This is a genomic window from Sphingomonas cavernae (assembly GCF_003590775.1).
Taxonomy (GTDB): domain Bacteria; phylum Pseudomonadota; class Alphaproteobacteria; order Sphingomonadales; family Sphingomonadaceae; genus Sphingobium_A; species Sphingobium_A cavernae.
On the sequence record NZ_QYUM01000003.1, the window covers coordinates 2,501 to 28,511 of the forward strand.

17 protein-coding genes, 1 tRNA gene, 2 rRNA genes and 1 pseudogene (1 of these 21 only partly in view) are annotated in these 26,011 nt (G+C 63.4%); 13 read left to right on the plus strand and 8 right to left on the minus strand.

Going from position 1 to position 26,011, the window contains the following annotated elements; translation table 11 throughout:
- The 4 genes from D3876_RS07765 to D3876_RS07780 form a co-directional block, all read left to right on the plus strand.
- Positions 1-2,554 (plus strand): 23S ribosomal RNA (locus D3876_RS07765); it begins 241 nt to the left of the window's first position.
- Between the two features lie 138 nt (positions 2,555-2,692).
- Positions 2,693-2,807 (plus strand): 5S ribosomal RNA (gene rrf, locus D3876_RS07770).
- Between the two features lie 85 nt (positions 2,808-2,892).
- Positions 2,893-2,969: transfer RNA gene (locus D3876_RS07775), tRNA-Met, on the plus strand.
- Between the two features lie 155 nt (positions 2,970-3,124).
- A complete protein-coding gene (locus D3876_RS07780) occupies positions 3,125-4,969 on the plus strand; it encodes a DUF885 domain-containing protein (protein WP_119761171.1) in 1,845 nt (614 codons plus the stop codon).
- A 59-nt stretch (positions 4,970-5,028) separates the two neighbouring features.
- On the opposite strand, the gene D3876_RS07785 is transcribed toward D3876_RS07780, so the two are convergent.
- Entirely contained in the window at positions 5,029-5,364 is a 336-nt protein-coding gene (locus D3876_RS07785; RefSeq protein WP_182911927.1) for a UrcA family protein, read from the minus strand.
- Positions 5,365-5,618: 254 nt separating this feature from the next.
- Here D3876_RS07785 and D3876_RS07790 point away from each other — a divergent pair, with 254 nt between their 5' ends.
- Positions 5,619-7,262, plus strand: a complete 1,644-nt coding sequence (locus tag D3876_RS07790; protein ID WP_147417610.1) for a winged helix-turn-helix domain-containing protein — start codon at positions 5,619-5,621, stop codon at positions 7,260-7,262.
- Between the two features lie 178 nt (positions 7,263-7,440).
- Here D3876_RS07790 and D3876_RS20770 read toward each other — a convergent pair.
- From D3876_RS20770 to ung, 4 genes and pseudogenes are all read right to left on the minus strand, one after another.
- Positions 7,441-7,926, minus strand: a pseudogene (locus D3876_RS20770) (TfuA-like protein); the annotation flags it as partial.
- On the minus strand, positions 7,917-9,080 hold the full coding sequence (locus D3876_RS07800) for a YcaO-like family protein (protein WP_119761177.1): 1,164 nt from the start codon (positions 9,078-9,080) through the stop codon (positions 7,917-7,919). The gene D3876_RS07800 and the pseudogene D3876_RS20770, both read right to left, overlap by 10 nt.
- 2 nt (positions 9,081-9,082) lie before the next feature.
- Positions 9,083-9,361: a hypothetical protein gene (locus tag D3876_RS07805; RefSeq protein WP_119761179.1), complete on the minus strand. Its 279-nt coding sequence runs from the start codon at positions 9,359-9,361 to the stop codon at positions 9,083-9,085.
- A 121-nt stretch (positions 9,362-9,482) separates the two neighbouring features.
- Positions 9,483-10,178 (minus strand): uracil-DNA glycosylase, encoded by a 696-nt coding sequence (gene ung / locus D3876_RS07810; protein WP_119761181.1) that lies wholly within the window; start codon positions 10,176-10,178, stop codon positions 9,483-9,485.
- 54 nt (positions 10,179-10,232) lie between these two features.
- Between ung and D3876_RS07815 the strand changes: the two genes are divergently transcribed.
- The 3 genes from D3876_RS07815 to D3876_RS07825 all read left to right on the plus strand — a co-directional run bounded on the left by D3876_RS07815 (position 10,233) and on the right by D3876_RS07825 (position 12,646).
- A complete protein-coding gene (locus tag D3876_RS07815) occupies positions 10,233-10,964 on the plus strand; it encodes an SDR family NAD(P)-dependent oxidoreductase (RefSeq protein WP_119761182.1) in 732 nt (243 codons plus the stop codon).
- 12 nt (positions 10,965-10,976) lie between these two features.
- Positions 10,977-11,597, plus strand: a complete 621-nt coding sequence (locus D3876_RS07820; protein WP_119761184.1) for a 2-hydroxychromene-2-carboxylate isomerase — start codon at positions 10,977-10,979, stop codon at positions 11,595-11,597.
- Positions 11,598-11,740: 143 nt separating this feature from the next.
- On the plus strand, positions 11,741-12,646 hold the full coding sequence (locus D3876_RS07825) for a crotonase/enoyl-CoA hydratase family protein (RefSeq protein WP_119761186.1): 906 nt from the start codon (positions 11,741-11,743) through the stop codon (positions 12,644-12,646).
- Between the two features lie 159 nt (positions 12,647-12,805).
- Here the strand turns inward: D3876_RS07825 and D3876_RS07830 are convergent, their stop codons facing one another.
- A complete protein-coding gene (locus D3876_RS07830) occupies positions 12,806-14,311 on the minus strand; it encodes a PQQ-dependent sugar dehydrogenase (RefSeq protein WP_147417611.1) in 1,506 nt (501 codons plus the stop codon).
- A gap of 202 nt (positions 14,312-14,513) precedes the next feature.
- Entirely contained in the window at positions 14,514-16,985 is a 2,472-nt protein-coding gene (locus tag D3876_RS07835; protein ID WP_119761189.1) for a TonB-dependent receptor, read from the minus strand.
- A gap of 201 nt (positions 16,986-17,186) precedes the next feature.
- Between D3876_RS07835 and D3876_RS07840 the strand changes: the two genes are divergently transcribed.
- A complete protein-coding gene (locus D3876_RS07840) occupies positions 17,187-18,593 on the plus strand; it encodes an amino acid permease (RefSeq protein ID WP_119761191.1) in 1,407 nt (468 codons plus the stop codon).
- Position 18,594: 1 nt separating this feature from the next.
- Here the strand turns inward: D3876_RS07840 and D3876_RS07845 are convergent, their stop codons facing one another.
- Positions 18,595-19,002 carry a DUF2147 domain-containing protein gene (locus tag D3876_RS07845; RefSeq protein ID WP_119761193.1) on the minus strand — a complete coding sequence of 136 codons (408 nt, stop codon included), beginning with the start codon at positions 19,000-19,002 and terminating at the stop codon, positions 18,595-18,597.
- Positions 19,003-19,101: 99 nt separating this feature from the next.
- Here D3876_RS07845 and D3876_RS07850 point away from each other — a divergent pair, with 99 nt between their 5' ends.
- The 4 genes from D3876_RS07850 to D3876_RS07865 all read left to right on the plus strand — a co-directional run bounded on the left by D3876_RS07850 (position 19,102) and on the right by D3876_RS07865 (position 25,936).
- Positions 19,102-20,325 carry a parallel beta-helix domain-containing protein gene (locus D3876_RS07850; protein ID WP_338014318.1) on the plus strand — a complete coding sequence of 408 codons (1,224 nt, stop codon included), beginning with the start codon at positions 19,102-19,104 and terminating at the stop codon, positions 20,323-20,325.
- Positions 20,322-21,353 (plus strand): SO2930 family diheme c-type cytochrome, encoded by a 1,032-nt coding sequence (locus D3876_RS07855; RefSeq protein ID WP_119761195.1) that lies wholly within the window; start codon positions 20,322-20,324, stop codon positions 21,351-21,353. Before D3876_RS07850 ends, D3876_RS07855 begins: the two co-directional genes overlap by 4 nt.
- 99 nt (positions 21,354-21,452) lie before the next feature.
- The gene (locus D3876_RS07860; RefSeq protein WP_238475299.1) at positions 21,453-22,328 is read left to right on the plus strand and encodes an S-methyl-5'-thioadenosine phosphorylase; all 876 of its coding nucleotides are present in this window, start codon (positions 21,453-21,455) and stop codon (positions 22,326-22,328) included.
- Positions 22,325-25,936: a hydantoinase B/oxoprolinase family protein gene (locus D3876_RS07865; protein ID WP_119761199.1), complete on the plus strand. Its 3,612-nt coding sequence runs from the start codon at positions 22,325-22,327 to the stop codon at positions 25,934-25,936. The genes D3876_RS07860 and D3876_RS07865 overlap by 4 nt, the downstream gene beginning before the upstream one ends.
- Positions 25,937-26,011: the final 75 nt, after the last annotated feature.

A 26,011-nucleotide genomic window follows, 5' to 3' on the forward strand; every position in this document is an offset into this window, starting at 1 on the left:
AACATCTCAGTACCCGGAGGAAAAGACATCAACCGAGATTCCGTTAGTAGTGGCGAGCGAACGCGGACCAGGCCAATGCCTGGTGTTTAATTAGCAGAAGCCTCTGGAAAGTGGCGCCATAGCGGGTGACAGCCCCGTATGCGAAAATAGGACATCAGGATTCGAGTAGGGCGGGGCACGTGAAACCCTGTCTGAACATGGGGGGACCACCCTCCAAGCCTAAATACTCGTGCATGACCGATAGCGAACTAGTACCGTGAGGGAAAGGTGAAAAGCACCCCGATGAGGGGAGTGAAACAGTACCTGAAACCGAATGCTTACAAGCAGTTGGAGCCTCTTTATGGGGTGACAGCGTACCTCTTGCATAATGGGTCTGTGACTTAGTGTATCAAGCAAGCTTAAGCCGATAGGTGTAGGCGCAGCGAAAGCGAGTCTTAATAGGGCGACAGAGTTTGATGCATTAGACCCGAAACCCGGCGATCTAGGCATGACCAGGTTGAAGGTGGGGTAACACCCACTGGAGGACCGAACCGTTTAATGTTGAAAAATTATCGGATGAGTTGTGTTTAGGGGTGAAAGGCCAATCAAGCCGGGAAATAGCTGGTTCTCCGCGAAATCTATTGAGGTAGAGCCTTGGATGAATACCGTTGGGGGTAGAGCACTGGATGGATGCGGGGGTCGCGAGATCTACCAACTCTAACCAAACTCCGAATACCAACGAGTACTGTCCAGGAGACAGACGGCGGGTGCTAAGGTCCGTCGTCAAAAGGGAAACAGCCCTGACCTACAGCTAAGGTCCCCAAGTCACGTCTAAGTGGGAAAGCATGTGGGATCTCCAAAACAACCAGGAGGTTGGCTTAGAAGCAGCCATCCTTTAAAGAAAGCGTAACAGCTCACTGGTCTAGATAAGAGATCCTGCGGCGAAGATGTAACGGGGCTCAAGACGTGCACCGAAGCTTAGGGTGTGGATTTATCCACGCGGTAGCGGAGCGTTCCGTAAGCCTGTGAAGCCGAAGGGTAACCGACGGTGGAGGTATCGGAAGTGCGAATGCAGACATGAGTAGCGATAAAGAGGGTGAGATGCCCTCTCGCCGAAAGACCAAGGGTTCCTGCTTAAAGCTAATCTGAGCAGGGTGAGCCGGCCCCTAAGACGAGCCCGAAGGGGGTAGTCGATGGGAACCACGTTAATATTCGTGGGCCTGGTGGTGTGTGACGGATCTCGTATGTTGTACGTCCTTAACGGATTGGACGTGCTTCGAAGAGGTTCCAGGAAATAGCCCCACCGTATAGACCGTACCCGAAACCGACACAGGTGGTCTGGTAGAGTATACCAAGGCGCTTGAGAGAAGTGTACTGAAGGAACTCGGCAAATTGCCTCCGTACCTTCGGAAGAAGGAGGCCCCACATCAAGGCAACTTTTTGTGGGGGGCACAGGCCAGGGGGTAGCGACTGTTTAGCAAAAACACAGGGCTCTGCTAAGTCGGCTTCAAGACGACGTATAGGGCCTGACGCCTGCCCGGTGCCTGAAGGTTAAGTGGAGGGGTGCAAGCTCCGAAATGAAGCCCAGGTAAACGGCGGCCGTAACTATAACGGTCCTAAGGTAGCGAAATTCCTTGTCGGGTAAGTTCCGACCTGCACGAATGGCGTAACGACTTCCCCACTGTCTCCAGTACATGCTCAGCGAAATTGAATTCTCCGTGAAGATGCGGAGTACCCGCGGTTAGACGGAAAGACCCCGTGCACCTTTACTGCAGCTTCAGAGTGGCATTAGGAAAGAATTGTGTAGCATAGGTGGGAGGCTTTGAAGCCGGGGCGCCAGCCCTGGTGGAGCCATAGGTGAAATACCACCCTGTTGTTTTCTGATGTCTAACCCAGCACCGTTATCCGGTGCGGGGACCCTCTGTGGCGGGTAGTTTGACTGGGGCGGTCGCCTCCTAAAGAGTAACGGAGGCGCGCGATGGTTGGCTCAGGACGGTTGGAAACCGTCTGTTAGAGTGCAATGGCATAAGCCAGCCTGACTGCGAGACTGACGAGTCGAGCAGAGACGAAAGTCGGTCATAGTGATCCGGTGGTCCCTCGTGGAAGGGCCATCGCTCAACGGATAAAAGGTACGCCGGGGATAACAGGCTGATAACCCCCAAGAGCTCATATCGACGGGGTTGTTTGGCACCTCGATGTCGGCTCATCACATCCTGGGGCTGGAGCAGGTCCCAAGGGTTTGGCTGTTCGCCAATTAAAGTGGTACGTGAGCTGGGTTCAGAACGTCGCGAGACAGTTTGGTCCCTATCTGCCGTGGGCGTCGAAATTTGAGAGGAGTTGACCCTAGTACGAGAGGACCGGGTTGAACATACCTCTGGTGGACCTGTCATCGTGCCAACGGTGCAGCAGGGTAGCTATGTATGGACGGGATAACCGCTGAAAGCATCTAAGCGGGAAGCCTCCCTCAAGATAAGATTTCATAGAGCCGTCGGAGACCACGACGTTGATAGACTGGATGTGGAAGCGCAGTAATGCGTGGAGCTAACCAGTACTAATTGCTCTATTCACGCTTGATAGTCCCACCATCAATGACAACTCTGGTTGCCGTTGCGGTTGGATAATTAAAGCAGCCCAATAATTTGGTCTCGAACACTTCAATGTGCACGGTATCGATTTTTAAGAACAAACCTCCGCTCATGCGCCGGCTCCATAGCTTGGTGACCATAGCGTCTGTGACCCACCCGATCCCATCCCGAACTCGGCCGTGAAACCAGACTGCGCCGATGGTACTATTGCTTAAGCACTGGAAGAGTAGGTCGTCGCCAGGCTTTGAAGCCGGCGCATAAGCGGAAATGTCCTTACACAAGAACCCATTCATAATGTTAAAACGCCTCAGCGCTGAGACCTTCCTGTCGCGGGATGGAGCAGCCCGGTAGCTCGTCAGGCTCATAACCTGAAGGTCGCAGGTTCAAATCCTGCTCCCGCAACCAGGTCTCAACCTGCCACAACACAGCCCCTCGGCAACAAGCCAAGGGGCTTTTTTATTGCCTGCACGCGCTGCGGTCGAAACACCGGCGTTGCGAAACGCGCACCGCCGTGCAAGCCAAGGCCCTGACGCTGTATTCCGCGAAAGGGGCCTCAGCACATGGCGCAATTCGATCGCCGCCAATTCCTTGAAGCAGCCGGCACGCTCGCCGCGCTGCAGTTCCTGCCCGCGACGGCGCGCGCTGCAGCACCGCAGACTGCGCCCGACGCAGCGGCGGAGCGCTTGCTCTCGGGCATCGCCGAAGCCTTGCTTGCCGAATATCCCGAAAATGCCGGCGCGCTCGGGCTCGACAAGGACGCTCGGCGCGCGCTCAAGTCGCGGCTGACCGACCGCTCGCCCGACGGGATGCGAAGCCTTGCCGCAATTGCGACGAAGCGGCTCGCGCAGTTGCGCGCGGTTGACACCGGTCAGCTCAGCCCCGCCGTGCGCAACGATGTCGCGGTCGTCACCGCGGCGCACGAACTGGCGGTGGAGGGCTTTGGTTTCGGCTTTGGCGACGTCGTCACGCTGAGCCAGCAATGGTCCTATCGCAACGCGCCCTATGTCGTAGCGCAGAACACGGGCGCGTTTGTCGAGGTGCCCGACTTTCTCGACAGCAACCATGCGATCGCCGATGCAGCCGATGCCGATGCCTATCTCGCGCGGCTCGAGGCCTATGCGCATGCGCTCGACGGCGAAACCGCGCGGTTGAAGCATGATGGCGCGAAGGGCGTGATCGCGCCCGCATTCCTGCTCGACAAGACGATCGCGCAGATGAAGGCTTCGCGCGCCCAACCCGTTGCCGAATGGACCTTGGTCGCCTCGCTCGCGCGGCGGACCAAGGATTTCGGAAAGGACTATGCCAGCCGCGCCGCACGGCTTGCGACCGACAAGGTCGCGCCCGCGCTCGATCGCCAGATTGCGGAACTCGAACGCCACCGCGCACGCGCCACCGCCGACGCGGGCGTCTGGAAGCTGCCCGAGGGCGAATCCTATTATGGCTGGGCGTTGCGCGCCGCCACCACGTCGCGGCTTTCGCCCGACGAGGTGCACCGGCTCGGTCAGGCGCAGCTCGCCGAACTCCACGCTCAGATGGAGGTGCTGCTGCGCGCCGAGGGGCTGACGCGTGGCACGGTTGGCGAGCGGATGACCGCGCTCGGCAAGGATCCGCGCTATCTCTATCCCAACACCGATGCCGGCCGCGCGCAGATCCTCGATTATATCAACGGCCGTGTCGCAGACATCCGCGAAAGGCTGCCGCGCGCCTTCGCAACGCTCGTGCCGGGCAGGCTGATCGTCAAGCGCGTCCCTCCCGAGATCGAGGCGGGCGCGCCGGGCGGCTATGCGGCGGCGGGGACGATCGACGGCTCGGTGCCGGGAAACTACTACATCAACCTGCGCGATACCTCGATCTGGCCGCGCTATGCGCTGCCGACGCTGACCTATCACGAGGGCATTCCCGGGCACATCTGGCAGGGCGAGTATAGCTACAAGCTGCCGCTGGTGCGGTCGCTCCTCGCCTTCAATGCCTATTCCGAAGGCTGGGCGCTCTATGCCGAGCAGATCGCCGACGAACTCGGCGTCTATGAGGGCGATCCGCTGGGACGGCTTGGTTATCTCCAGTCGATGGCGTTTCGCGCGTGCCGCCTTGTCGTCGACACCGGGCTTCATGCGAAACGCTGGACACGCGATCATGCGATACAGTGGTTCGCCTCGACCAATGGCTCGACGGTGGAGGAGGTGAGCAGCGAGGTCGACCGCTATTGCGCGTGGCCGGGGCAGGCGTGCGGCTACAAGGCGGGGCATATCGAGATCAACCGGCTGCGCGAAAAGGCAAAGGGCGCGCTCGGTGCGCGCTATGACGTGAAGCGTTTCAATGACGCGGTGGTGAAGGCGGGCGGAGTTCCGCTGACCGTGCTCGAACAGGTAATCGAGGCGCACATCTCCGCATTTTCGAAAGCATAAGCAGAAAAAAGGGAGCGCGACGGGTGGTCGCGCTCCCAGATTTGCCGAAGCCGGGGTCACTAACGGCTGGCAATACGTGTATCGTCGCGGTTGTCGTGCAGGGCTGCGAGCCGTGAATCGTTGATCTTGCTGACCAGTTGATCCGAGAGATCCTTGACGCACTCCCGGCGCGTCATGCTGCGGTCGATCGACGTCACGCCCCACTGGTTACAGGCACTGCGGACCTGCTTGACCATGCGGTTGTAGACGTTGCGCGTCCCGTCTGGCGTCTGCAGCTCATACTGGCGATAGGCGAACTTGATCTCCTGTGCCGAGGCCGAGGGCGCCGCCAACACGGCGAGCATTCCGACGGTGACTGAAAGCACGGTGGTCTTGAAAGGGCTGTTCGTGGTCATGTCTGGTCTCCGATGCTTGTAAGCGTTGGCGGGGGCCGTCGCTTGAGAGGAGGAGTAGGACATCGGCCCGCCAGCATCCTGAGCAGGGGCTGGAAAAACCATGGGGTGGAGTCTTTCCAGAATTTTCACAGAATCTGCCGCGGAATTCTGCGGTTCAGCAATGGCCGCCGGGCGTGCTATAAGCGTGCGATGGTGCGTCGAAAGACCAGAGCGGCGCCCGCGTGGGCGTCCGCGCGCGCCTGAAGGGGCGGCCGATGGAGCGCGAATCCGTTTTCGAGTTCGGCGAGTTCAGCGTTGATCGCACCGACGAGCGGCTGTGGGGGCCGCACGGCGCGGTCCGGATCGGCAACAAGGCTTTTCGCGTGCTCGTCATGTTGCTCGAGCACCCGGGGCGCCTGCTCACCAAGGAGCTGCTCTTCGAAACCGTCTGGGACGGTACGATCGTCTCGGAATCGGCGCTGACCTCGGTGGTCAAGGAGCTGCGCCACGCGCTCGGCGAGGCCCGGGATGCGCCGCGCTACATCGAAACGGTCTATGGCCGCGGCTATCGCTTCGTCGCGCCCGTGCAGCTTCGCGCGGAACCGCCGCCGGTCCGCTCGCCCGCCATGGCATTCGCGGCGAGCCCGCCCGTCAGGCCAGCCAGTGCGCCGGGGCATGCGGGCGAGCCGCCGCTGCTTTATGTTCCGGCCTTCGACGATTCGGGTATCGCGCAACGTCATCCCCATCTGGCGTCGATTCTGCGCGAAGAGATATTGTTCAGCCTCTCGCGATTCCGCGATGTCCGGTTGGTCTCGGCGCAGAATGCCGACGATGGCGCGGGCACGATGGCGGGCACGGGCGATCGCGACTACCAGCTCGTCCTCACGCTGATCGACGAGCCCGGCGCGGTGAAGATTTATGCACGCCTTTCGCGTCTCTCCAGTCAGGCGGTCGTCTGGGCGGACACCGCGCGGCTTGCGCTCGACAGTGCGACGCTGAATGTCGAGGACCTTCTCCATCGCATTGCCGCCGCCGCGTTGCCCAGCATGCGCGACGATGTGCTGCGCCACCTGCCGCGCCACCCCACCGATGTTTACGACATGTATTTCCACAACCGCCTGCGCATGCGCCACGTCGAGGGCTATGCCGACGCCCGCGCGATGGTCGAGGCATGGGAGGCGCTGATCGCCAGCCATCCCGATTTCGGCCTCGCCTATCCACCGCTGATCCGCCTGTACAACACCGACTATTGCTATACCGGGCTTGGCTCGACGGGATCGGAAGAACGTGCGCGCGCGCAGAGGCTCGCGGAGCGCGCGCTCGCGCTCGACCCGGGTGACTCGCACATCCATACGGTCAATGGCTGGTGCCATCTCTGGGCTGGCAGGCTCGGGCTCGCGCGTGCGCATCTGGACGAGGCGCTGCGGCTCAATCCCTATAATGCGGACCGGCTCGTCCAGGTGGCGACCGCGCTGATGTTCGTTGCCGATCTCGACGCGGCGGCCGGGTTGCTCGAACGGTGCAAGAAGCTCGCGCCCTTCGTCACCGAAGCGCCGCATGAGGAGGAAGGCCTGCTCTACCTCCTCCGGCAAGACTATGAGGCCGCGGCGAGCAGCCTTGCGCGGGTGACGCGCCGGACGATATCAAGCGAATTCTATGCGCTGGTCGCGGCGCATGCCCTCGGCGCCGATGACGCGGCGAGCCGTGCCGCGCTATGGCTCCAGCACGTCTCGGATCGCTGGGTTGCGGCTGAGCCGCTGGATGATGTGCGTCTGACCGCGTGGCTCATGTTCCAGCATCCCTTCCAGGATCTGGCGCAGCGTGATGCGATTCTGGCGGTATTTCGCGAAGCGATGGTGGCACCGCCATCGCCGCCAGCCCGCAATCCTGCGCCAGCGCCGCTACAAAACCCGGCATGACGGCTTCGGGGTACACAGCGACCTGTGGACGGTTCGCCAGCGCCTCGGCAATGCAGGCGTGCGCGTCCAGCGTCTTTTGCGCGACATGGTTGCCGGTCAGCCACCGGAGCAGTGGGCCAATCTCGCGTTGCCGCCAGCCCGCCGCCGCCAATATCCCCGCCCAGTCGCGATCCTGATAGAAGATCGTCGCGGCAGCGCCAGCCAGCCGAATCTGTTGTTCTTCGGTAACGATTTCCGCGCGCCGCGCGGCCTCGAGCGTCGCTCGGACATCGACCAGCGGCAGCGAAAGCGGCTTCCAGTCGAACTCGGCCGGGGCATGGAGCAGCGCCACTTCGTCATCGCCATCGATCGTCCCGTCACGATAGGCGGCGTAGATTGCGCCAACCCCGATCATGCCGTGGCGATCCATCTCGGCGGCGCGCAGAGCGCCGATGCTGCTGGCGCCATAGATCCGCACCCCCAGCGAAAGCAGCAGCAATATCTCCTTGTGCCGCACCGCGGGGCGCTGGTCGAAATAGCCGTCGATCAGGCATATCGCACCGGGAGGCGCGGTGGCCAGCCGAAGCAGATCGCCCGCTTCGGCCGGCGGCCTCCATTCGACATGCGGCAGGCGCGCGCGCTCGGCGGCATTCAGGGAAGGACCCGCAAAGGCGATTATACGCATTGTGGTGTCGCACCCGTTTCCGCGCGACGCAGCGATCCGAGACCGGCGACGAAAGCCTTCGCGACGCGGATTTCTGCCTCTGGCGACGAAAGCAACTTGCCCCAGATGTGTCCGAAGCCCGCACGTTTCAGATCGGCAACCAGATCGGGCAGCGTGTCAGGTCGGTCAGTGATCGACACCCATGCGATCAGCGGAAAGCCGGGCGGCGGCGGCGGAACCGGCCCGAGGCACGCGACGCTTTCGTCGCGAGGCGCATAGAGCGACGGCAGCATGTCGTCGCGGGCGCCCGCGATGAAGGTGAGACGCGATTGAATCGCCTCGGCCAATGCGCTGAAGAGCGCGACCTCGGCGACGCCATGGCACGCTGCGCCGGTGAAGATAGCGACGCCCGCGGCGCGATCGCGACACAGCAACGTGCAGTGACAGACGGGGTGGCCCGTCACTGAAGGCAGCGCGCAAATCCGGACCTGCATGTCGAGCGCCTCCAGACGCGCGAGCCATACGGGAAACCAGCGCGGTGCGATGCTGTCGGGATTGAGCAGGCACGTCATGCGAGAGAGCAGGTCCGCGCGTTCCCAGCGGCCAACCGCATCATTTTCTATCAGTTCGAGAATGGCCTTTCTGAGCGCTTGTGCATCCGTTGTGCCCGCACCCAGGCCTCCGCTGGACCGGTCGAAACGCGATTGCCAGTTGCGTGTGAAGTCGAGCGAAACGAACTCAAATGGCAAGAAGGTCTGCGCGCCGGTGGCCAGATCGTGCGCGCGGCACCATTGGATGGGGGCATCTGTTGCGGGCGGATGATCGCGATTGCGTGCGAGGTCGGCGAGCTTCGGCGCCAGACCAGCGTCTGGAAGAGCATCGACCGCGCAGAAGGGACCATCCGCAGCGATTTGCTCGGCATAATGGCTTTCGATCGCCTCGCACAGCGCGCCGATCTTCGCGGCGATCGGCGTGACTCCCTTGCCCTGATGGATGCTGAGTGCGCGACCGGCAGGGCGCACGGCCTGCCAAACGGGAAGCCCGATTCGATCGAGGCGTGTGATGTCGGCCAGCCGGGTCACACCGCACAACGCCGCGGTGCGACGGGCGCGCTCGAGAACCGACGTGCTGGCGCGGCGTTCTCGCGGTCCCGGCGCCGCGGTTGCGCGCGCCATCGTCAATCGTCAGGCGCGATGGGATTCGTCTGCGCCATACTGATCATATTGACGTTGCGTGGCCGCGTTTGCGCCGCGCTCGTCAGTGATGTGGAGACTTTGACGGCGCTGAGTTTTGGCGTCGCTCCATTGAAGGCCGCTGCAATCGCGCGGACACCGGCACCAAGGGTATCGTCGCTGGCCGCGGCCGGGTCATATTCGAGCACGCTCAGCGTCAGATAATATTTGCCGCCGTGCTCGATGATGAAGCTGGGAGACGAAAGTCCAAACACCGCGGGCATGGCATCATCCTCGCTCGATTCTGGAAGCGCTCACGTTCGAAGACCGATGGGCTCGCGCGGAGGCGTCCCCTTCGACTGCATAGCCGGCCGCGACGCATTGATATTCCGCAAGCGTTCCGGATTAAACGGCAGATGCGGCGGGTAGCGTCCAGTCCACCGCGCCCCTGCCATGCGTTTCAAGAAAGGCATTGGCTTTCGAGAAATGCCGGCACCCGAGAAAGCCATTGTGCGCCGACAGCGGCGAAGGGTGGGCTGCCTTGAGCACCAGATGGCGCGAGGTGTCGACGAACGCCGCCTTGCGCTGCGCATAGGCGCCCCAAAGCATGAAGACCACGGGATCCGTGCGCTCGTTGATCAGTCGTACCACGGCATCGGTGAAGCGCTCCCAGCCCTTGCCCTGATGCGACGCGGCCTGCGCCATCTCGACGGTCAGCACGCTGTTGAGCAGCAATACACCTTGCTGCGCCCAATGTTCGAGAAAGCCGTGGCCGGGCCGCGCGATCGCCAGATCGGCCTCGAGCTCCTTGTAGATGTTGACCAGCGAGGGCGGCGGCCGGACGCCGGGACGCACGCTGAAGCACAGGCCGTGCGCCTGACCCTCGCCATGATAGGGGTCCTGGCCCAGGATCACGACCTTGACCTGCTCGAGTGGGGCCAGGTCGAGCGCGCGGAAATATTCGCTACCCTTTGGGAAGATGCGTTTGCCGCGCGCCTTCTCGTCGATCAGGAATTGTCTGAGCTCTGCCATATAGGGGCTCGCGAATTCGCCTGACAAAGGCGTCTTCCAACTCTCATCCAGCTTGACCGCGTCGCTCATGCGGGGCTTTCTCGGTGACACGTGCGCACGAGTCAATTCACGGTGGAGAGGATCATGGCTGAACGCAATGCGAGTGTCGCGATCGTCGGTGCGGGCGATTTTATCGGCAGTGCGATCGCGCGGCGCTTCGCGGCCGAGGGCTATCAGCTTCACCTCGCGCGCCGCGACGGCAGCAAACTCGAAGCGCTCGTCGCCGAGATCGCCGGTGCGGGCGGGTACGCGACTGCGCACAGCATCGATGCGCGCAAGGAAGAGGACGTGACGGAATTTCTCGATCGGGCCAATGCCGCTGCGCCGCTCGAACTATGCGTCTTCAACATCGGCGCCAACGTCCATTTCCCGATCCTCGACACCACCGAGCGCGTGTTTCGCAAGGTCTGGGAAATGGCGTGCTATGCGGGTTTCCTCACCGGGCGCGAAGCGGCGCGGCATCTGCTCGCCAATGGAGGCGGTTCGATGTTCTTCACCGGCGCCACTGCGTCGCTCAGGGGAGGTTCGGGTTATGCCGCATTCTCCGCCTCCAAGTTCGGGCTGCGCGCCGTTGCGCAATCGATGGCGCGCGAACTCGGGCCGAAGAACGTGCATGTCGCGCATCTCATCATCGACTCGCCTGTGGACACCGCCTGGGTGCGCGAGCGGATCGCGGAGACGACGGGGGGCGAGGTGCCCAAGGAAAAGCTGATGGACCCCGCCTCGATCGCGGAGACCTATTGGCAGCTCCATCGTCAGTCGCGCGACGCCTGGACGCACGAGCTCGATCTGCGCCCCTTTGGCGAGACCTGGTGAAAGGATGCCGCGATGACCGATCCCATCTTCTATTTCGATTTCGGCAGTCCCAACGCCTATCTCGCATGGCGCGAGCTGCCCGCGATCGAAACGCGCACGGGCGTCCGCTTCCGACAGGTGCCCGCGCTTCTGGGCGGCATCTTCAAGGCGACGGGTAACCAGTCGCCGATGACCGCCTTTGCCGACATACCTGCCAAGCTTGCCTATGAACACCGCGAGATCGAGCGTTTCGTGACGAAGCACCGGCTGGTCGAGTTCCGCATGAACCCGCATTTCCCGGTCAATACGCTGATGCTGATGCGCGGGGCAGTCGCCGCCGAGGCCGAAGGTCTGTTCGATCGCTATGTCGCCGCGGCGTGGCACTATATGTGGGAGGATCCGAGGAAGATGGACGACCCCCGAACCTTCGGCGCGGCCTTTGCCGAAGCTGGCCTTCCCGTCGACCGCATCGCGGATCGCGCGCAGATGCAGGGCACCAAGGACGCGCTGATGGCCAATACCCAGACAGCGCTCGATCACGGCGTCTTCGGGCTCCCCGCATTCATCGTGGGTGACGAGCTGTGGTTCGGCAAGGACCGGCTTGGCGAGGTGGAAGATGCAATTGCAGCGCTGGTGTCGGCATCTCAGGTATAAATACGGTGTCGCCCCAGCGCAGGCTGGGGCCCAAGCGATATCGAAGACTTGCGTCAGAGTGCATCGTTCTGCACGAACATGGCTTGGGCCCCAGCCTGCGCTGGGGCGACGGGAAGCTTTTTCGCCGGATCGAGGGAGTATCAATGCCCGATTTCAACGCGATCACAACTGATGTCAGCGACGGCATTTTCACGCTGACGCTGAGCCGCCCGGATCGGCTCAACGCCTTCACGGTCGGGATGATGCGCGAAATGATCGCCGCCTTCGACCTTGCCGACGCTGATGACGCCGTCCGCGCGGTGATCGTGACGGGCGCTGGCCGCGCCTTCTGCGCGGGCGCCGATCTGGGCGCGGGCGGCGCGACCTTCGACTATGCGAGCGGCGAAGGCTGGAACGATGTCGGCTCGCCGATCCGAGAGGACGGCAGCGTCGATTACAGCCATCCCGGCGTGCGCGACGGCGGCGGCATGCTCAGCCTGCGCATTTTCAATTGCCGCAAGCCCGTGATCGGCGCGATCAACGGGCCCGCGGTCGGCATCGGCGTCACCATGACCTTGCCGATGGACTTTCGTCTGGCCAGCGACGCTGCGCGCTTCGGCTTCGTCTTTGCGCGGCGCGGGATCGTCCCGGAGACGGCGTCGAGCTGGTTCCTGCCGCGGCTGGTGGGGATCGGGCAGGCGCTCGAATGGTGCTATTCGGGCCGTGTTTTCAATGCCGAAGAAGCGCTTTCCGGTGGTCTCGTCCGCTCGCTCCATGCACCCGAAGACCTGCTCCCCGCCGCGCGCGCGTTCGCGCAAGAGCTCACTGCCGAGAGCGCGCCCGTTTCGATCGCACTCACGCGCCAGATGATGTGGCGAATGCTTGGCGCCGGCCACCCGATGGAGGCGCACCGCCTCGACAGCCGCGCCATCTGGTCGCGCGGCGCGAGCGCCGATGCAAAGGAGGGCGTTTCCTCCTTCCTCGAAAAGCGCGCCGCCAGCTATCCCGACAAGGTCTCGACGGACACGCCCCACTTCGCGCCGTGGATGGACGATCCTGATTATGGTTGAAGGGCTGTCCTACAAAGAGCCGAGCTGCGATGTTGCCACGCGGACTCAGCCGGCTCTTTGACAGCGTCGATATTGGCTTGGTGTAATATTGCTTCTCGACACCGCACATTTGTTTCACGATTCAAGGGAAAAGTGAGAACACAAGGGCGATCTGCGCGCTCAGGGCACCGGTTCGATCACGAAGATCTCGCCGTCGAAATCGACGATGTAGAGATTGCCGTTCTGATCCTGTCCGAAGCTCGCGATATTGTTGATGCTGCCCGTTTGCGGTGCGAAATCCTGCGTGCGGACGGTGAAGCTGCTGCTGGGGCGCGTGGTCCCCGGAGTGAGCTGGCTGATCGGCACCGACCACATCGCGCCGCGGATGAAATCGCCGAAGATGTAGAGACCCTGCAACGCCTCGACGGGGCCGCGATAGACATAGCCGCCCGTCACTGAATTGCCCTGTCGCGCGCCGGTGCCGTGGCTGTATTCGGTGACGGGGAAAGTGAGGCCGGTTCCGGGCTGGCCTGCGAGGGCCATCGTTCCTTCGAACAACGGCCAGCCGAAATTGGCGCCCGCGTCGGAGGCGCGCATCAGGTCGATTTCCTCGATCGCGCCTTGTCCGACGTCGCCGATCCACAAATTGCCCGTCACGCGGTCGAAGCTGTTGCGGAAGGGATTGCGCAGGCCATAGGCCCAGATCTCGCTCGCAAAGGGATTGCCCGCGGGGATCGCATAGTCGCGCGCGTCATCGCTCGGAAAATCGTCGCGATTGACGTCTATGCGGAGCATCTTGCCGAGCAAGCTCGCGCGGTTCTGGCTGTTGGCGCCCGGATCATTGGCGCCACCGCCATCGCCGGTTGCGACATAGAGGAAACCGTCAGGGCCGAAGTCGATCCAGCCGCCATTATGGTTGCTGAAGGTCGGGTGCGGGATGCTGAGGATGATGTCGGCACTTGTCGGGTCGAGCCGGTCGGAATTGCCCGTGATGGTGCGATAGCGCCTGATCTCGATCGTGCCCGCCGGGTTAGTCAGATATACATAGGCGGTGCCGCTCTGCTGGAAGTTCGGCGCGAGCGCGAGGCCGAGCAGTCCGCGTTCGCCATCGGTTGAGATCTGACCGCCCACGTCGAGAAAAGGCGCGCCTGCGATCGCGCCGGTCGACGGGGTCATTATGCGGATCTGCCCCGTCCGCTCGACGATGAACAGTCGGTCGCGCCCGCCCGGTACACCGACTGCATAAAGCGGCTGGCTGAAGCCGAGCGCGACGCGACGCACGCGGAACGCGCCGGTCGTGGCGTCGGTGACGGTGACCGAGAGCGCGAGCATGACGCTTGCCGCGCCGTCCGAAACCGCGAGCTGGACCTGATAGACATTGTTGCGGTCGGCATCGACGGGCGCCTCGAAATCGGGCGCGGTGCGAAAGGACAGCGCACCCGCGGGCGTGATCTGGAACTGCCCGGCATCCACCCCGCCCGAAATGCTGAAACTCAGCGGATCATTGTCGGGGTCGGTTGCGCTCGCGCTATATATCGTTCCCGTGCCGCCTTCGGGCACGGAGGCGCTGGTCGCCGAGGTAAAGGCCGGCGGGCGGTTCTGCCGGATCGGCGGGTCCGACGAGCCGTCGCCGCCACAGCCGCAAAGCGACAGGATGATCCACAGTCCAGCGCCCCGAACCCGCATCGCGCCCCTTTCCGGCGCCGCGCGGGCGCTCGTCAGAGAAATGTTTCTCTTGCGAAATGCCTCGCGCGGCAAGGGGTTCCGGCAGAGCCTGATCGTATCAGGTTCTTTTCGATGCCTGTTGGTGCAGCCACGGGCGCGTGCGTGACTCCGCGCCCGTGGCTGGTCAGCGTCCGCCGCGCACAGGTGCGGCGGACGCCTGACTTCAGAATCTGCCCGCCAGCGTCAGGCCATAGGTCCTGGGGTCGCCGGGCACGCCGACGATCAGGCCGGTATTGCCGGGCCCGACGCTGAGCTGTTCGAGATAATCCTCGTCGAATGCGTTGCGGACCCACGCATAGACGTTGAAACCCTCATCGGTCCGGAAGCCGGCGCGGAAGTTCGACAGCGAATAACCCTCGATCCAGGTGTAGTCCGACGGCGAGGGGTTCGAGGAGAAGTCCGAACGGTAGCTGCCGTCATAGCCCAGATAGAATTGGCCATCCTGATCGAAGAGCGACGAGGGCAGGTTGACCTCGGCTCCGAAGGAGAAGGCCCATTTGGAGACGCCGGGCAGACGCTGACCCGAAATGTCGCAATTGGCGGGGCTGAGGGCACCGGGAACGCCCGGCGCGCCCGGCGTCTGCCCGGCGCCGGCCGTCGTGCCGCCGGAGAGTTCGGGCGGGCACGGCGCGTCCACGAACTGCACATATTTGGCGTCGGTATAGGCTCCGCTCACATAGGCGTTGAAACGCTCGCTCGGCTGGACCGTGAAATCCGCCTCGACGCCCTGGGTGCGGACCTTGCCGGCATTGGCAAGATAGCCGCGCAACACGCCGAACTGACCGTTGTTCACATTGGCCTGATAGTTCTTGATGTCGGTTCGGAACGCCGCGAGGTTGAAGGTGGCGCGGCGATCCCAGAATTCGCTCTTCAGGCCGGCCTCGAAATGCTGAACCGATTCGGGCTTGACCGTCGCCGCGTCCAGGATGGGATTGTTCTGCGCATCGGTCGGCACGCCATTCTGGTTTATGCCGCCTGATTTGAACGTCTTGGCATAGGTCGCGTAGAGGAGCAGATCCTGCGCGACCTTGTAGGTCAGCGTCAGATCATAGCTGAAGTTCCAGTCGCTGAAGCTCGGCGAGATTTCCTGCGGCGCGAACACGCTGAGCCGCGCGGTCGTGACCGGATCGGTCGGGCCAAAGACCACCGGCGTACCGTCGCCCGCGAAGACCTTGCGCTGGTAGAAGCCATCCTTCTTGTCATAGTTCAAACGGACGCCGGGCTGGATCGTCAGGCTGTCGGTGACCTTCCAGCTCAGTTGGCCGTACAGCGCAGGGCTGGTGTTCTTCAGATACTGCGTGTTGATCGCGGTCAGCCCGTTGAGCACCGACGGCGTGCAGGCAAGCTGGTTGGTCACGCTCGGCCCGCAGCCCGACGAGCCTGCGGGAACATTGCCCGGATTGAGCGTCCAGCGGCTCGACGCCGGACCGTGTGATTCGGTCCCCTGGGTGTCTATGCGCTGGTAATAGGCGAAGCCGCCCACCACGAAGTCGAACCGGTCGCCCGTGTAGTTGTAGCGCAGTTCCTGCGTATACTGGTCCTGCTGCGATGGGTTTTGCGATTTGGTGACGATCGGCAGGCCGGTGAAGTCGCGGTCGTTCTCCGGCTGCCAGTCCCAATAACGCCAGGCCGTGATCGAGGTCAGCGTACCCGGCCCCACATCCCATTTGATGCGCAGCGCGGCGCCGCCAATCTCATTGCCCGCGTTCAGATTGGCGTCGAGATCGGTCAACCGGTCATAGGGGTTGGTGCTGACGACCGTATAGCCCTGCGCCGCCGCAAGCGCGGCATATTGACGGTTGAGCGGGCGCTGCGTCGTGCCGGTGCGGACGAACACCGAGCCGCAGCAGACCGCCGCCTGCCTGTTCCAGTCGCCGGTAAGCGTGATGTCGAGATTATCGGTCGGCCGCCACAACAACTGGCCGCGAAGTCCGATATTGTCCTGGCTCTGGATCCAGCGGTCGGTGGTGACATTATAGATGGTGCCGCGGCGGTCGGTCGCCGACACCGCGATGCGCGCTGCCAGCGTGTCCGAAAGCGGTCCCGAAATCGCGGCCTTTGCCTGTTTGAAATCGAGGTTGCCGATGCTGACCTCGGCCTTGCCCTCGAAATCGAAGGTCGGCTGGTTGGTCGTGATGTTGATCGCGCCCGCCGTGGTGTTCTTCCCGTAGAGCGTGCCCTGCGGCCCGCGCAGCACCTCGATCTGCGCGACGTCGAGGAAATCGAAGGTCGCCGAGGCGACGCGCGAATAATAGACGTCGTCGACATAAATGCCGACGCCCTGTTCGATGCCGTCATTGGTGAGGCCGAACGGTGCGCCGATGCCGCGGATATTCACCGCCGAGTTGCGCGGGTTCGTCGTGTAGAATTGCAGCGTCGGCGTCAGTTGCTGGAGACGGCCGACGTTGAAGCTGCCGGTATTGTCGATCTGGTCGCCGCCCACGACCGATATGGCGATCGGCACGTCCTGCGCGGTTTCCTCGCGGCGTCGCGCGGTGACGACGATCTCGCCCGCCGAGTCGCTGACGCGCGCCTGAGGCTCGGCTTCTTCAGGCGTTTGGGCATGCGCAAGCGAGGGTGTGGCGCATGCGAGAAGCGCCACCCCGGCCAGCAGGAATTGCCGTGTTGCATTCATTCTTCAATCCCCCAGATTTGTGAGTCGCTGCATTGCCTATTTTTTTAGTTGAGAAATGAGAAACAAGATTTGCTTGGCCGCGCAACGAGCATTTCTTGTCAACTGGTTCAGTTGAGATAATTCCGCGGTGAAGCGAGAGGCGCGACCTTGCTCGACATCGGCGCGGCTTGCTCTATCGTCCCTGCGATGCAAGGAGGGGGCATGAACAAGCTGTTACGGCGCAAGGCGATCCTGACAGGTGAGGATCAGCCGCAGGAGCATCGCCTTACGCCAACATTGTCGTGGCCGCATCTCGTCGCGCTCGGCGTCGGCGCCATCGTCGGCACCGGCATATTGACGCTGATCGGCGTAGGAGCCGACCGTGCAGGGCCTGCGGTGCTCGTCTCTTTCGCGATCGCGGGCGTGATCTGCGCGTGCGCCGCGCTCGCCTATGCCGAAATGTCGACGATGATGCCCGCGTCGGGCAGCGCCTATACCTATAGCTATGGCGTGCTGGGCGAGGTGTTCGCCTGGGTCGTCGGGTGGAGCCTCATCCTCGAATATTCGCTCGTCGTTTCGACCGTCGCGGTTGGCTGGTCGGGCTATGCCGCGCCGCTGCTCGAAGCATGGCTCGGATTCCCCATGGCGCTGGCGCAGGGCCCCGAACTGGGCGGGATCATAAACCTGCCCGCGATCTTCATTATCGCGGTCGTCGCAGGGTTACTGATGCTCGGAACGAAGGAAAGCGCGACGCTCAACGCGGCGCTGGTCATCATCAAGATCGTGACGCTCGCGCTGTTCGTCGCGGTCGCGCTGCCCCATTTTAACGCCGCCAACCTCGAGCCCTTCATGCCCTTCGGCTTCGCCAAGTCGACCAGCCCCGACGGCGTCGAGCGCGGGGTGATGGCGGCTGCCGCGATTATCTTCTTCGCCTTTTACGGCTTCGACGCGATATCCACCGCGGCCGAGGAAACGAAAAAACCCGAGCGCGACCTGCCGATCGGCATTGTCGGTTCGATGCTGATCTGCACGCTGATCTACATGGTTGTCGCCGCCGCCGCGGTTGGCGCGCTACCCTTCACCCGTTTTGCCGACAGCCCCGAGCCGCTTGCGCTCATCCTGCGCGAAATTCAGCAGGGCGGCGTGGCGACAGTGGTTGCTGCAGCGGCGGTGATTGCACTCCCAACGGTCCTGCTCGCCTTTCTCTATGGACAGAGCCGCATCTTCCTCGTGATGGCGCGCGACGGGTTTCTGCCGGCCGCGCTCGCAAGGGTTTCGCCAAAACGCGGCACGCCGGTGCGCATCACGCTCATCACCGCGCTTTTCGTCTCGCTGATCGCCGGTTTCGTCCCCCTGGACGAGATCGCCGCGCTCGCCAATTCGGGCACGCTGATCGCGTTCATCGCGGTGTCGGTGTGCATGCTCGTGCTGCGGCGACGCGCGCCCGATGCGCACCGTCCCTTCCGCACCCCCGCGGCAACCTTTGTGGGTGGCGTAGCAATTCTCGGCTGCATTTACCTGTTTCTCAGCCTGCCCGTGCAAACGCAGATCTGGTTCTTCGTCTGGAACGGCTTCGGGCTGGTAGTTTACTTGCTGTACGGGATGAAGCGCAGCCTCGCCGGCGGCTGAGTCAGCGCGCGGGCTTCCAGGTCTGCGCCTGGCAGAACATCGCGATACAGCCCTTTACGTTGAGCGTGCCATCGGCGTTGCGCTGGAGCACCGAGCGATAGGTCTTGCCCTTTTCGGGATCGTAGACCGAGCCCTTCCACTCGGCCCCCGCAGCGGCGAAGCCCGTCAGGATGGGGAGGCCCAGGATCGGCCGGTTGCGCAGCTTCGCATCGGGGTTGTGGGCGTCGGTTTGCGGCGCGCCCGGTGTCGGCTTGAGAACGCGCGCGATCTTGCCGCACAGCGTCTTTCCGCACGGCGCGATCTCGACCAGCGCTTTGCCGCCCTCGGTGATCCAGCGGCCAGTGACGGGTTCCGCGGCAAATGCGGGTGTCGCGAGCAACAGCGCGGGCAGGAAAAGGGCGAACTTCATGATGCACCAGACCTTTACAGACTCGCGACGCTGACGCCCCGCCTCACATTGACATTCGTGTAAGCGCCCTGCATCCCAAGTGTCAAAAGGAGCCTTGGCATGAACGACATGGGGCCGATGAGGATGACGCTGAAGCGGACGATCGCGCTCGTTGCGCTGTTCGCGACTCCGGCCTTCGCGAAGACGATCGCCGTGGCGCCGGGCGCCGACGCGCAGGAGCGGCTGCAGACCGCGCTGATCGAGGCGTCGCCGGGCGACACCGTTGAGATTGGCGCCGGCCGGTTCGAACTAACCGACGGGCTTTCGCTCGACGTCGCGAAGGTCATCGTCAAGGGCGCCGGGCCCGACAAGACCGTGCTGAGCTTCAAGGGTCAGCAAGCGGCGGGCGAGGGGCTGCTCGTCACGTCAGACGATGTGATATTGCGCGATTTCGCGGTCGAGGATTCGAAGGGCGACGGCATCAAGTCCAAGGGCGCCGATCGCATCGTCTATCACAATGTCCGCGTCGAATGGACGGGCGGGCCGAAGGAAACCAACGGCGCCTACGGCGTCTATCCAGTTGAATCGAGCGACGTGCTCGTCGACGGCGTGACGGTAAAGGGCGCGTCCGATGCCGGCATCTATGTCGGCCAGTCGAAGAACATCGTCGTGCGCAACTCGACCGCGATGTTCAATGTCGCGGGGATCGAGATCGAGAATTGCTACAATGCCGATGTCTACGGTAACACGGCGACGCGCAACACCGGTGGCATCCTTGTCTTCGACATGCCCAACCTGCCGCAGATGGGCGGGCATAGCGTGCGCGTCTATCGCAACGACGTGACCAACAACGACACCGCGAATTTCGCGCCCAAGGGCAATATCGTCGCGACCGTCCCTGTCGGCACAGGCGTGATGGTGATGGCCAATCGCAACGTCCATGTTTTCGAGAACAAACTGGCCGATAACGCCACCGCAAACGTGATGGTTATCTCGTACAAGAAGCCCTTTGACGACAAAAATTACAACCCGGTGGCGCGCGACATCGTCGTGCGCGACAACCAGCACGGCCGCGCCGGTTGGGCACCAGGTTTTGAGGGAGGCGAGCAACTCGCCGCGGCATTGGGCGGCGGCATTCCGCCCGTGCTGTGGGACGGCACGGGCAAGGGCAAGGCGGTGGTGCAGGTGCGCGAAAAGGTACCCGTGCTCTCGCTTGGCCTGCCCGAACCGACCTCGCCGACCAGCGACGCGAAGCCGGCGGCCGTCGACCTTTCGGGCGGTGCGCCGATCGCCGAGCCTGCCGCCGTCGTGCTTCCGCCGCAGATGGAGGCGGCGATCAGGTGATTCGCCTTCTTGGTGTGCTTTCCGGCTGGCTCGCGCTCACCAGCGCGGCGCCGGCGCCGTCTGTCGCGCTTAACCTGATCGTCGGGGACACGCTGCCGCCAAGGCTTTCGGATTTTCGCTTCTTTGTCGATGCCGCTGCGACCCGTCCCAATGCGCGCGTCGAACCCTATGCGCTCAATACCGCGCTCTTTTCCGATTACGCTGAGAAGTTTCGCTTCATCTACGTGCCGCCGGGCAAGAAGATCAGCTACACGTCCGAAGGCGTGCTCGATTTCCCCGTCGGCAGCGCGCTCATCAAGACCTTCGGCTATCCCGCCGACATGCGCGTGCCCGACAAAAATATACGCGTCCTCGAAACACGCCTGCTGCTTCGGCGCGAGAGCGGCTGGGTGGCCTTGCCCTATGTCTGGAATGCCGAGCGTACCGAAGCGGTACTGAAACGCGGCGGCACGCGGCTGCCGGTGAGCTGGATCGATGCCAAGGGTGCGCGTCGCGAGATCAGCTATGCCGTGCCCAACCAGAATCAGTGCAAGGAGTGCCACGGGCTGGCCGGCGAGGTCGTTCCGATCGGCCCCAAGGCGCGCAACCTGAACGATGGCGCGCACCTGCAGCGGCTTTACCGTACGGGCATTCTCGACAAAGCGCCCGACGACGCACCGCTACTGCCGCGCTGGGACGATCCGCGTTCGGGAACCGTCGCACTGCGCGCGCGCGCCTATCTCGATGTCAATTGCGCGCACTGCCACAACCGCAAGGGCGCCGCGAGCAATTCAGGGCTGTTCCTTGCCTATGAGGAGCCGTCGGCTGTGGCGCTGGGCATCGGCAAGGTCCCCGTCGCAGCGGGGCGCGGCTCGGGCGGCCTCGCTCTCGACATTGCGCCCGGGCATCCCGAGCAATCAATCCTGCTTTACCGCATGAAATCGACCGAGCCCGGGATCGCCATGCCCGAGTTGGGCAGGGCAACCGTGCATGATGAGGCGATTGTGCTACTGGGTGACTGGATCAGCCGGATGCCGACGACGCACTGATACGTCATGCTGAACTTGTTTCAGCATCTACGAACGCAGACCTTGCCGATCCTGCGCCGACAGTGTTCATGGACCCTGAAACAAGTTCAGGGTGACGATGTGGCGAGCGAATGGGTGATCGGCGTGATTGGCGGATCAGGCCTGTACGATATCGACGGGCTCGAGGACGCCGAATGGGTGCCCGTCGCTTCGCCCTGGGGGGAGCCTTCCGATCAGCTCCGCATCGGGCGGATCGCGGGGACCAAGTTCGTTTTTCTCCCGCGCCACGGGCGTGGGCACCGTATCGGGCCGAGCGGCATCAATGCGCGCGCCAATATCGACATATTGAAGCGCGCAGGCTGTACAGACGTCATCTCGCTGTCGGCGATAGGATCGCTGCGCGAGGAATTGCCGCCGGGCAAGTTTGTCGTCGTCGACCAGTTCGTCGATCGCACGGTTGGGCGCGAACGGAGCTTTTTCGGCAACGGCATGGTCGCGCATGTCTCGGTCGCCGAACCCGTGTGCCCGCGCATGTCCGCCATGCTCGCCGATGCTGCGCGCAAGGCGGGCGGCGACGTCCACGAAGGCGGTACCTATCTCGTGATGGAGGGCCCGCAATTCTCGACGCGCGCCGAGAGCCTGCTGTACCGTCAATGGGGGTGCGATGTGATCGGAATGACCGCGATGCCTGAGGCCAGGCTCGCGCGCGAGGCGGAACTGCCCTATGCCATTATGGGCATGGTGACCGATTATGACTGCTGGCGCGATGGCGAGGCGCATGTCGAGGTCGATACTGTGATCGCGCAACTCATGGCGAATGGCGACATAGCTAAGCGGCTGGTGGTGGAACTCGCCCGTTCGCTTCCGCCGGGGCGAGAGGCCTCGCCGATCGACACCGCGCTCGACGTCGCGCTGATGACCGCACCCGACAAGCGCGATCCCCAACTCATGGCGCGGCTCGACGCGATCACCGCAAGGGCGCTTGGCAAACGGTGAGCTGGGCTTTTTCGATCGACCGCGGCGGCACCTTCACCGATATCGTCGCCCGAACGCCCGAAGGGCGGCTGCTGACGGCCAAGCTGCTTTCGGACAATCCCGAACGCTATGATGACGCCGCGGTGGCGGGCATTCGCCAGTTGATGGCGTCGAATGGCGGCGGGGCGATCGAGAGCGTCAAGATGGGCACGACGGTTGCCACCAACGCGCTGCTCGAACGCAAGGGCGAGCGCGTGCTGCTCGCGATCACGCGTGGCTTCGGCGACGCGCTCAGGATCCGCTATCAGGCGCGGCCGCAGATCTTCGCACGGCATATCGAACTGCCCGAGCCGCTCTACGAGCAAGTGATCGAGATCGATGAACGCGTCAGCGCCACCGGCGAAGTGCTGCAGCGGCTCGATCCCGCTCGGGCTGGCGCCGATATGCAGGCGGCATATGATGCAGGCTTTCGTGCAATCGCGATCGTGTTGATGCACGGCTGGCGCTGGAGCGCGCACGAGGCGGCGCTGGCGGCGATGGCGCGTGAAATCGGGTTCACCCAGATTTCGGCGAGCCATGAGGTAGGACCACTCATCAAGCTGGTTGGACGTGGCGACACCAGCGTGGTGGATGCCTATCTGTCGCCCGTGCTGCGCCGTTATGTCGACCGCGTCGTCGCAGCGCTGGGCGCGGATACGCGACTGCTCTTCATGCAGTCGAGCGGTGGACTGGTCGACGCGGCGCGCTTTCAGGGCAAGGACGCGATCCTTTCGGGGCCCGCAGGGGGTATCGTCGGGATGGCGCGCACCGCCGCGCAGGCGGGCTTCGACCGCATCATCGGCTTCGACATGGGCGGCACCTCGACCGACGTTTCGCACTTTGCGGGCGAGTATGAGCGGACCAACGAGACGATGGTGGCGGGCGTGCGCGTCCGTGCGCCAATGCTCGAAATCCATACCGTCGCGGCGGGCGGCGGTTCGATCTGCACCTTTGACGGCAGCCGTTTCCGCGTAGGCCCGGATTCGGCGGGCGCGGTGCCGGGGCCGGCCTGCTATCGCCGCGGCGGACCGCTCACAATTACCGACTGCAACGTTCTGCTCGGCAAGATCCGCGCGGAACATTTCCCTACGGTCTTCGGACCCGGGGGCGACCAGCCGATCGACACCGAAATCGTGCGCAGCAAGTTCGCGGCATTGGCCGACGAGATCGCGGCATCCACGGGCACGCGCATGACGCCGCAAGCGATCGCAGAAGGATTTCTCAAGATCGCGGTCGAGAACATGGCGAGCGCGATCAAGCAGATCTCGATCGCGCGCGGGCACGATGTGACGCGCTATACGCTGGCTTGTTTCGGCGGTGCGGGCGGGCAGCATGCGTGCATGGTCGCCGACGCACTGGGCATGGAGCGCGTGATGATCCATCCGCTCGCGGGCGTGCTCTCGGCCTATGGCATGGGGTTGGCCGATGTGAACGTGCTGCGCGAGGAAAGCTGTGGCCTGCCGCTCGACGGCGATCTGTCGCGGATCGACGCCTTGGCCGCCGAGGCGGAAACCGCGCTCGCCGATCAGGATCTTCCCTTCGCGCACGTCGACGTGCTGCGGCGCGCGGCGCTTCGCTACGATGGCAGCGATTCCGCGCTCGAGATTCCGTTCGATACACCCATGGCGATGCGCGCCGATTTTGAGAAACGGCACAAGGCGCGCTTCGGCTTCATCGCGCCCGAGACGCAGGTGATCGTCGAGACGCTTATCGCCGAAGCGGTCGGCCGGCCGGAAGATGCGGGGAGTGCCATCAGTGCTCCGGCGAAAGCCGGAGCCCAGCGTGAGCCATTAGCTGGACCCCGGCCTTCGCCGGGGTACTCCGAGATTTATGATCGCGCGACACTGGGCGCGGGAACGCTGCTCGCGGGCCCCGCGCTGATCGTCGATCCCTCGGCGACTACCGTCGTCGAGCCTGAGTGGCAGGCCCAGGTCGATGCGATCGGTAACCTGATCCTTACCCGCGCGGTGCCGCGCCGGTCGATTCCCGCGATTGGCACCAGCGTCGATCCGGTGATGCTAGAGATCTTCAACAATCTGTTCATGGCGATCGCCGAGCAAATGGGCGTCGCGCTCCAGAACACCGCGAGTTCGGTCAACATCAAGGAACGGCTCGACTTTTCCTGCGCGCTGTTCGACCGCGACGGCGCGCTGATCGCGAACGCGCCGCATATCCCCGTCCATCTCGGCTCGATGGGTGACAGCATCCGCACGATCATCCAGTCGCGGGGAGGCGCGCGCGACGGGCGCGGGATGAAACCGGGCGACGTCTATGTGCTCAACGCCCCGTATCGCGGGGGGACGCATTTGCCCGACATCACCGTCATCATGCCGGTGTTCATGGAGGGCGGGCCGGAGCCCGACGCCTTTATCGCGGCGCGCGGGCATCATGCCGATATCGGCGGGATCGCGCCCGGATCTATGCCCCCCGACAGCAAGAGCGTCGATGAGGAAGGTGTGCTGATCGACAACATGCGGCTCGTTGACGCAGGGCATTTTCTGGAAGCAGACATGCGCGCGCTCCTCGCTGGCGGCAAATGGCCCGCACGCAAGCCCGATCGCAATATCGCCGATCTGAAGGCGCAGATCGCGGCGTGCGCAAAGGGTGCGAGCGAACTGATGCGCGTCGCGGGCGAATATGGGGCGGGCGTGATCCACGCCTATATGCGTCACGTCATCGCCAATGCCGAGGAGGCTGTGCGCCGGCTGGTCGCGGAGCTTTCCGGCGGCGCGGCGCGCGTCGAGATGGACAATGGCGCGGTGATCGCGGTCAAGGTAAGCGTTGACCGCCAGGCGCGATCGGCGCGTATCGACTTTACCGGCACCAGCGCGCAGCTTCCCGACAATTTCAACGCACCCTATTCGATCTGCCGTGCGGCCACGCTCTATGTGTTTCGCACCCTGGTCGACGACGCGATCCCGATGAATGACGGCTGCCTAAATCCCATCGAGCTGATCGTCCCCGAAGGCTCGATGCTCAACCCGCGCTATCCGGCAGCGGTGGTGGCGGGCAATGTCGAAACCAGCCAGGCGATCACCGATGCGCTGTTCGCGGCCACCGGCGCGCTCGCCAATTCGCAGGGGACGATGAACAACTTCACCTTTGGCAACGATCAATACCAATACTACGAAACGATCGCCGGCGGTGCGGGTGCCGGGCCCGGTTTCGACGGGGCCAGCGCGGTGCAGACGCACATGACCAACAGCCGCCTGACCGATCCCGAGGTGCTGGAGATGCGCTTTCCCGTGCTGATCGAACGCTTTGCGATCCGGCGCGGATCGGGCGGATCGGGGGCGAGCCGTGGTGGTGACGGCGTAGAGCGTCGCATCCGCTTCCTCGAGCCGATGCGCGCGGGCATCCTTTCCAACCGGCGACGTATCGCGCCGGCGGGACTGAACGGGGGCGGCGATGCGTTGCCCGGGGTCAATCGTGTCGTGCGCGCCGACGCCAGCCAGGAGGCATTGCCTGCCACCGCAGGCGCGGACATGCGCGCGGGCGACGTTTTCGTCATCGAGACACCTGGTGGCGGAGGTTTTGGTAGTCCGACCAATACTCCCCACGGTCATTCCAGCGAAAGCTGGAATCCATGAACACCGTCTTGTCCGGAAAATTCCGTGTTCATGGATCCCGGATCAAGTCCGGGATGACGAAGAAGAAGGGGGAAG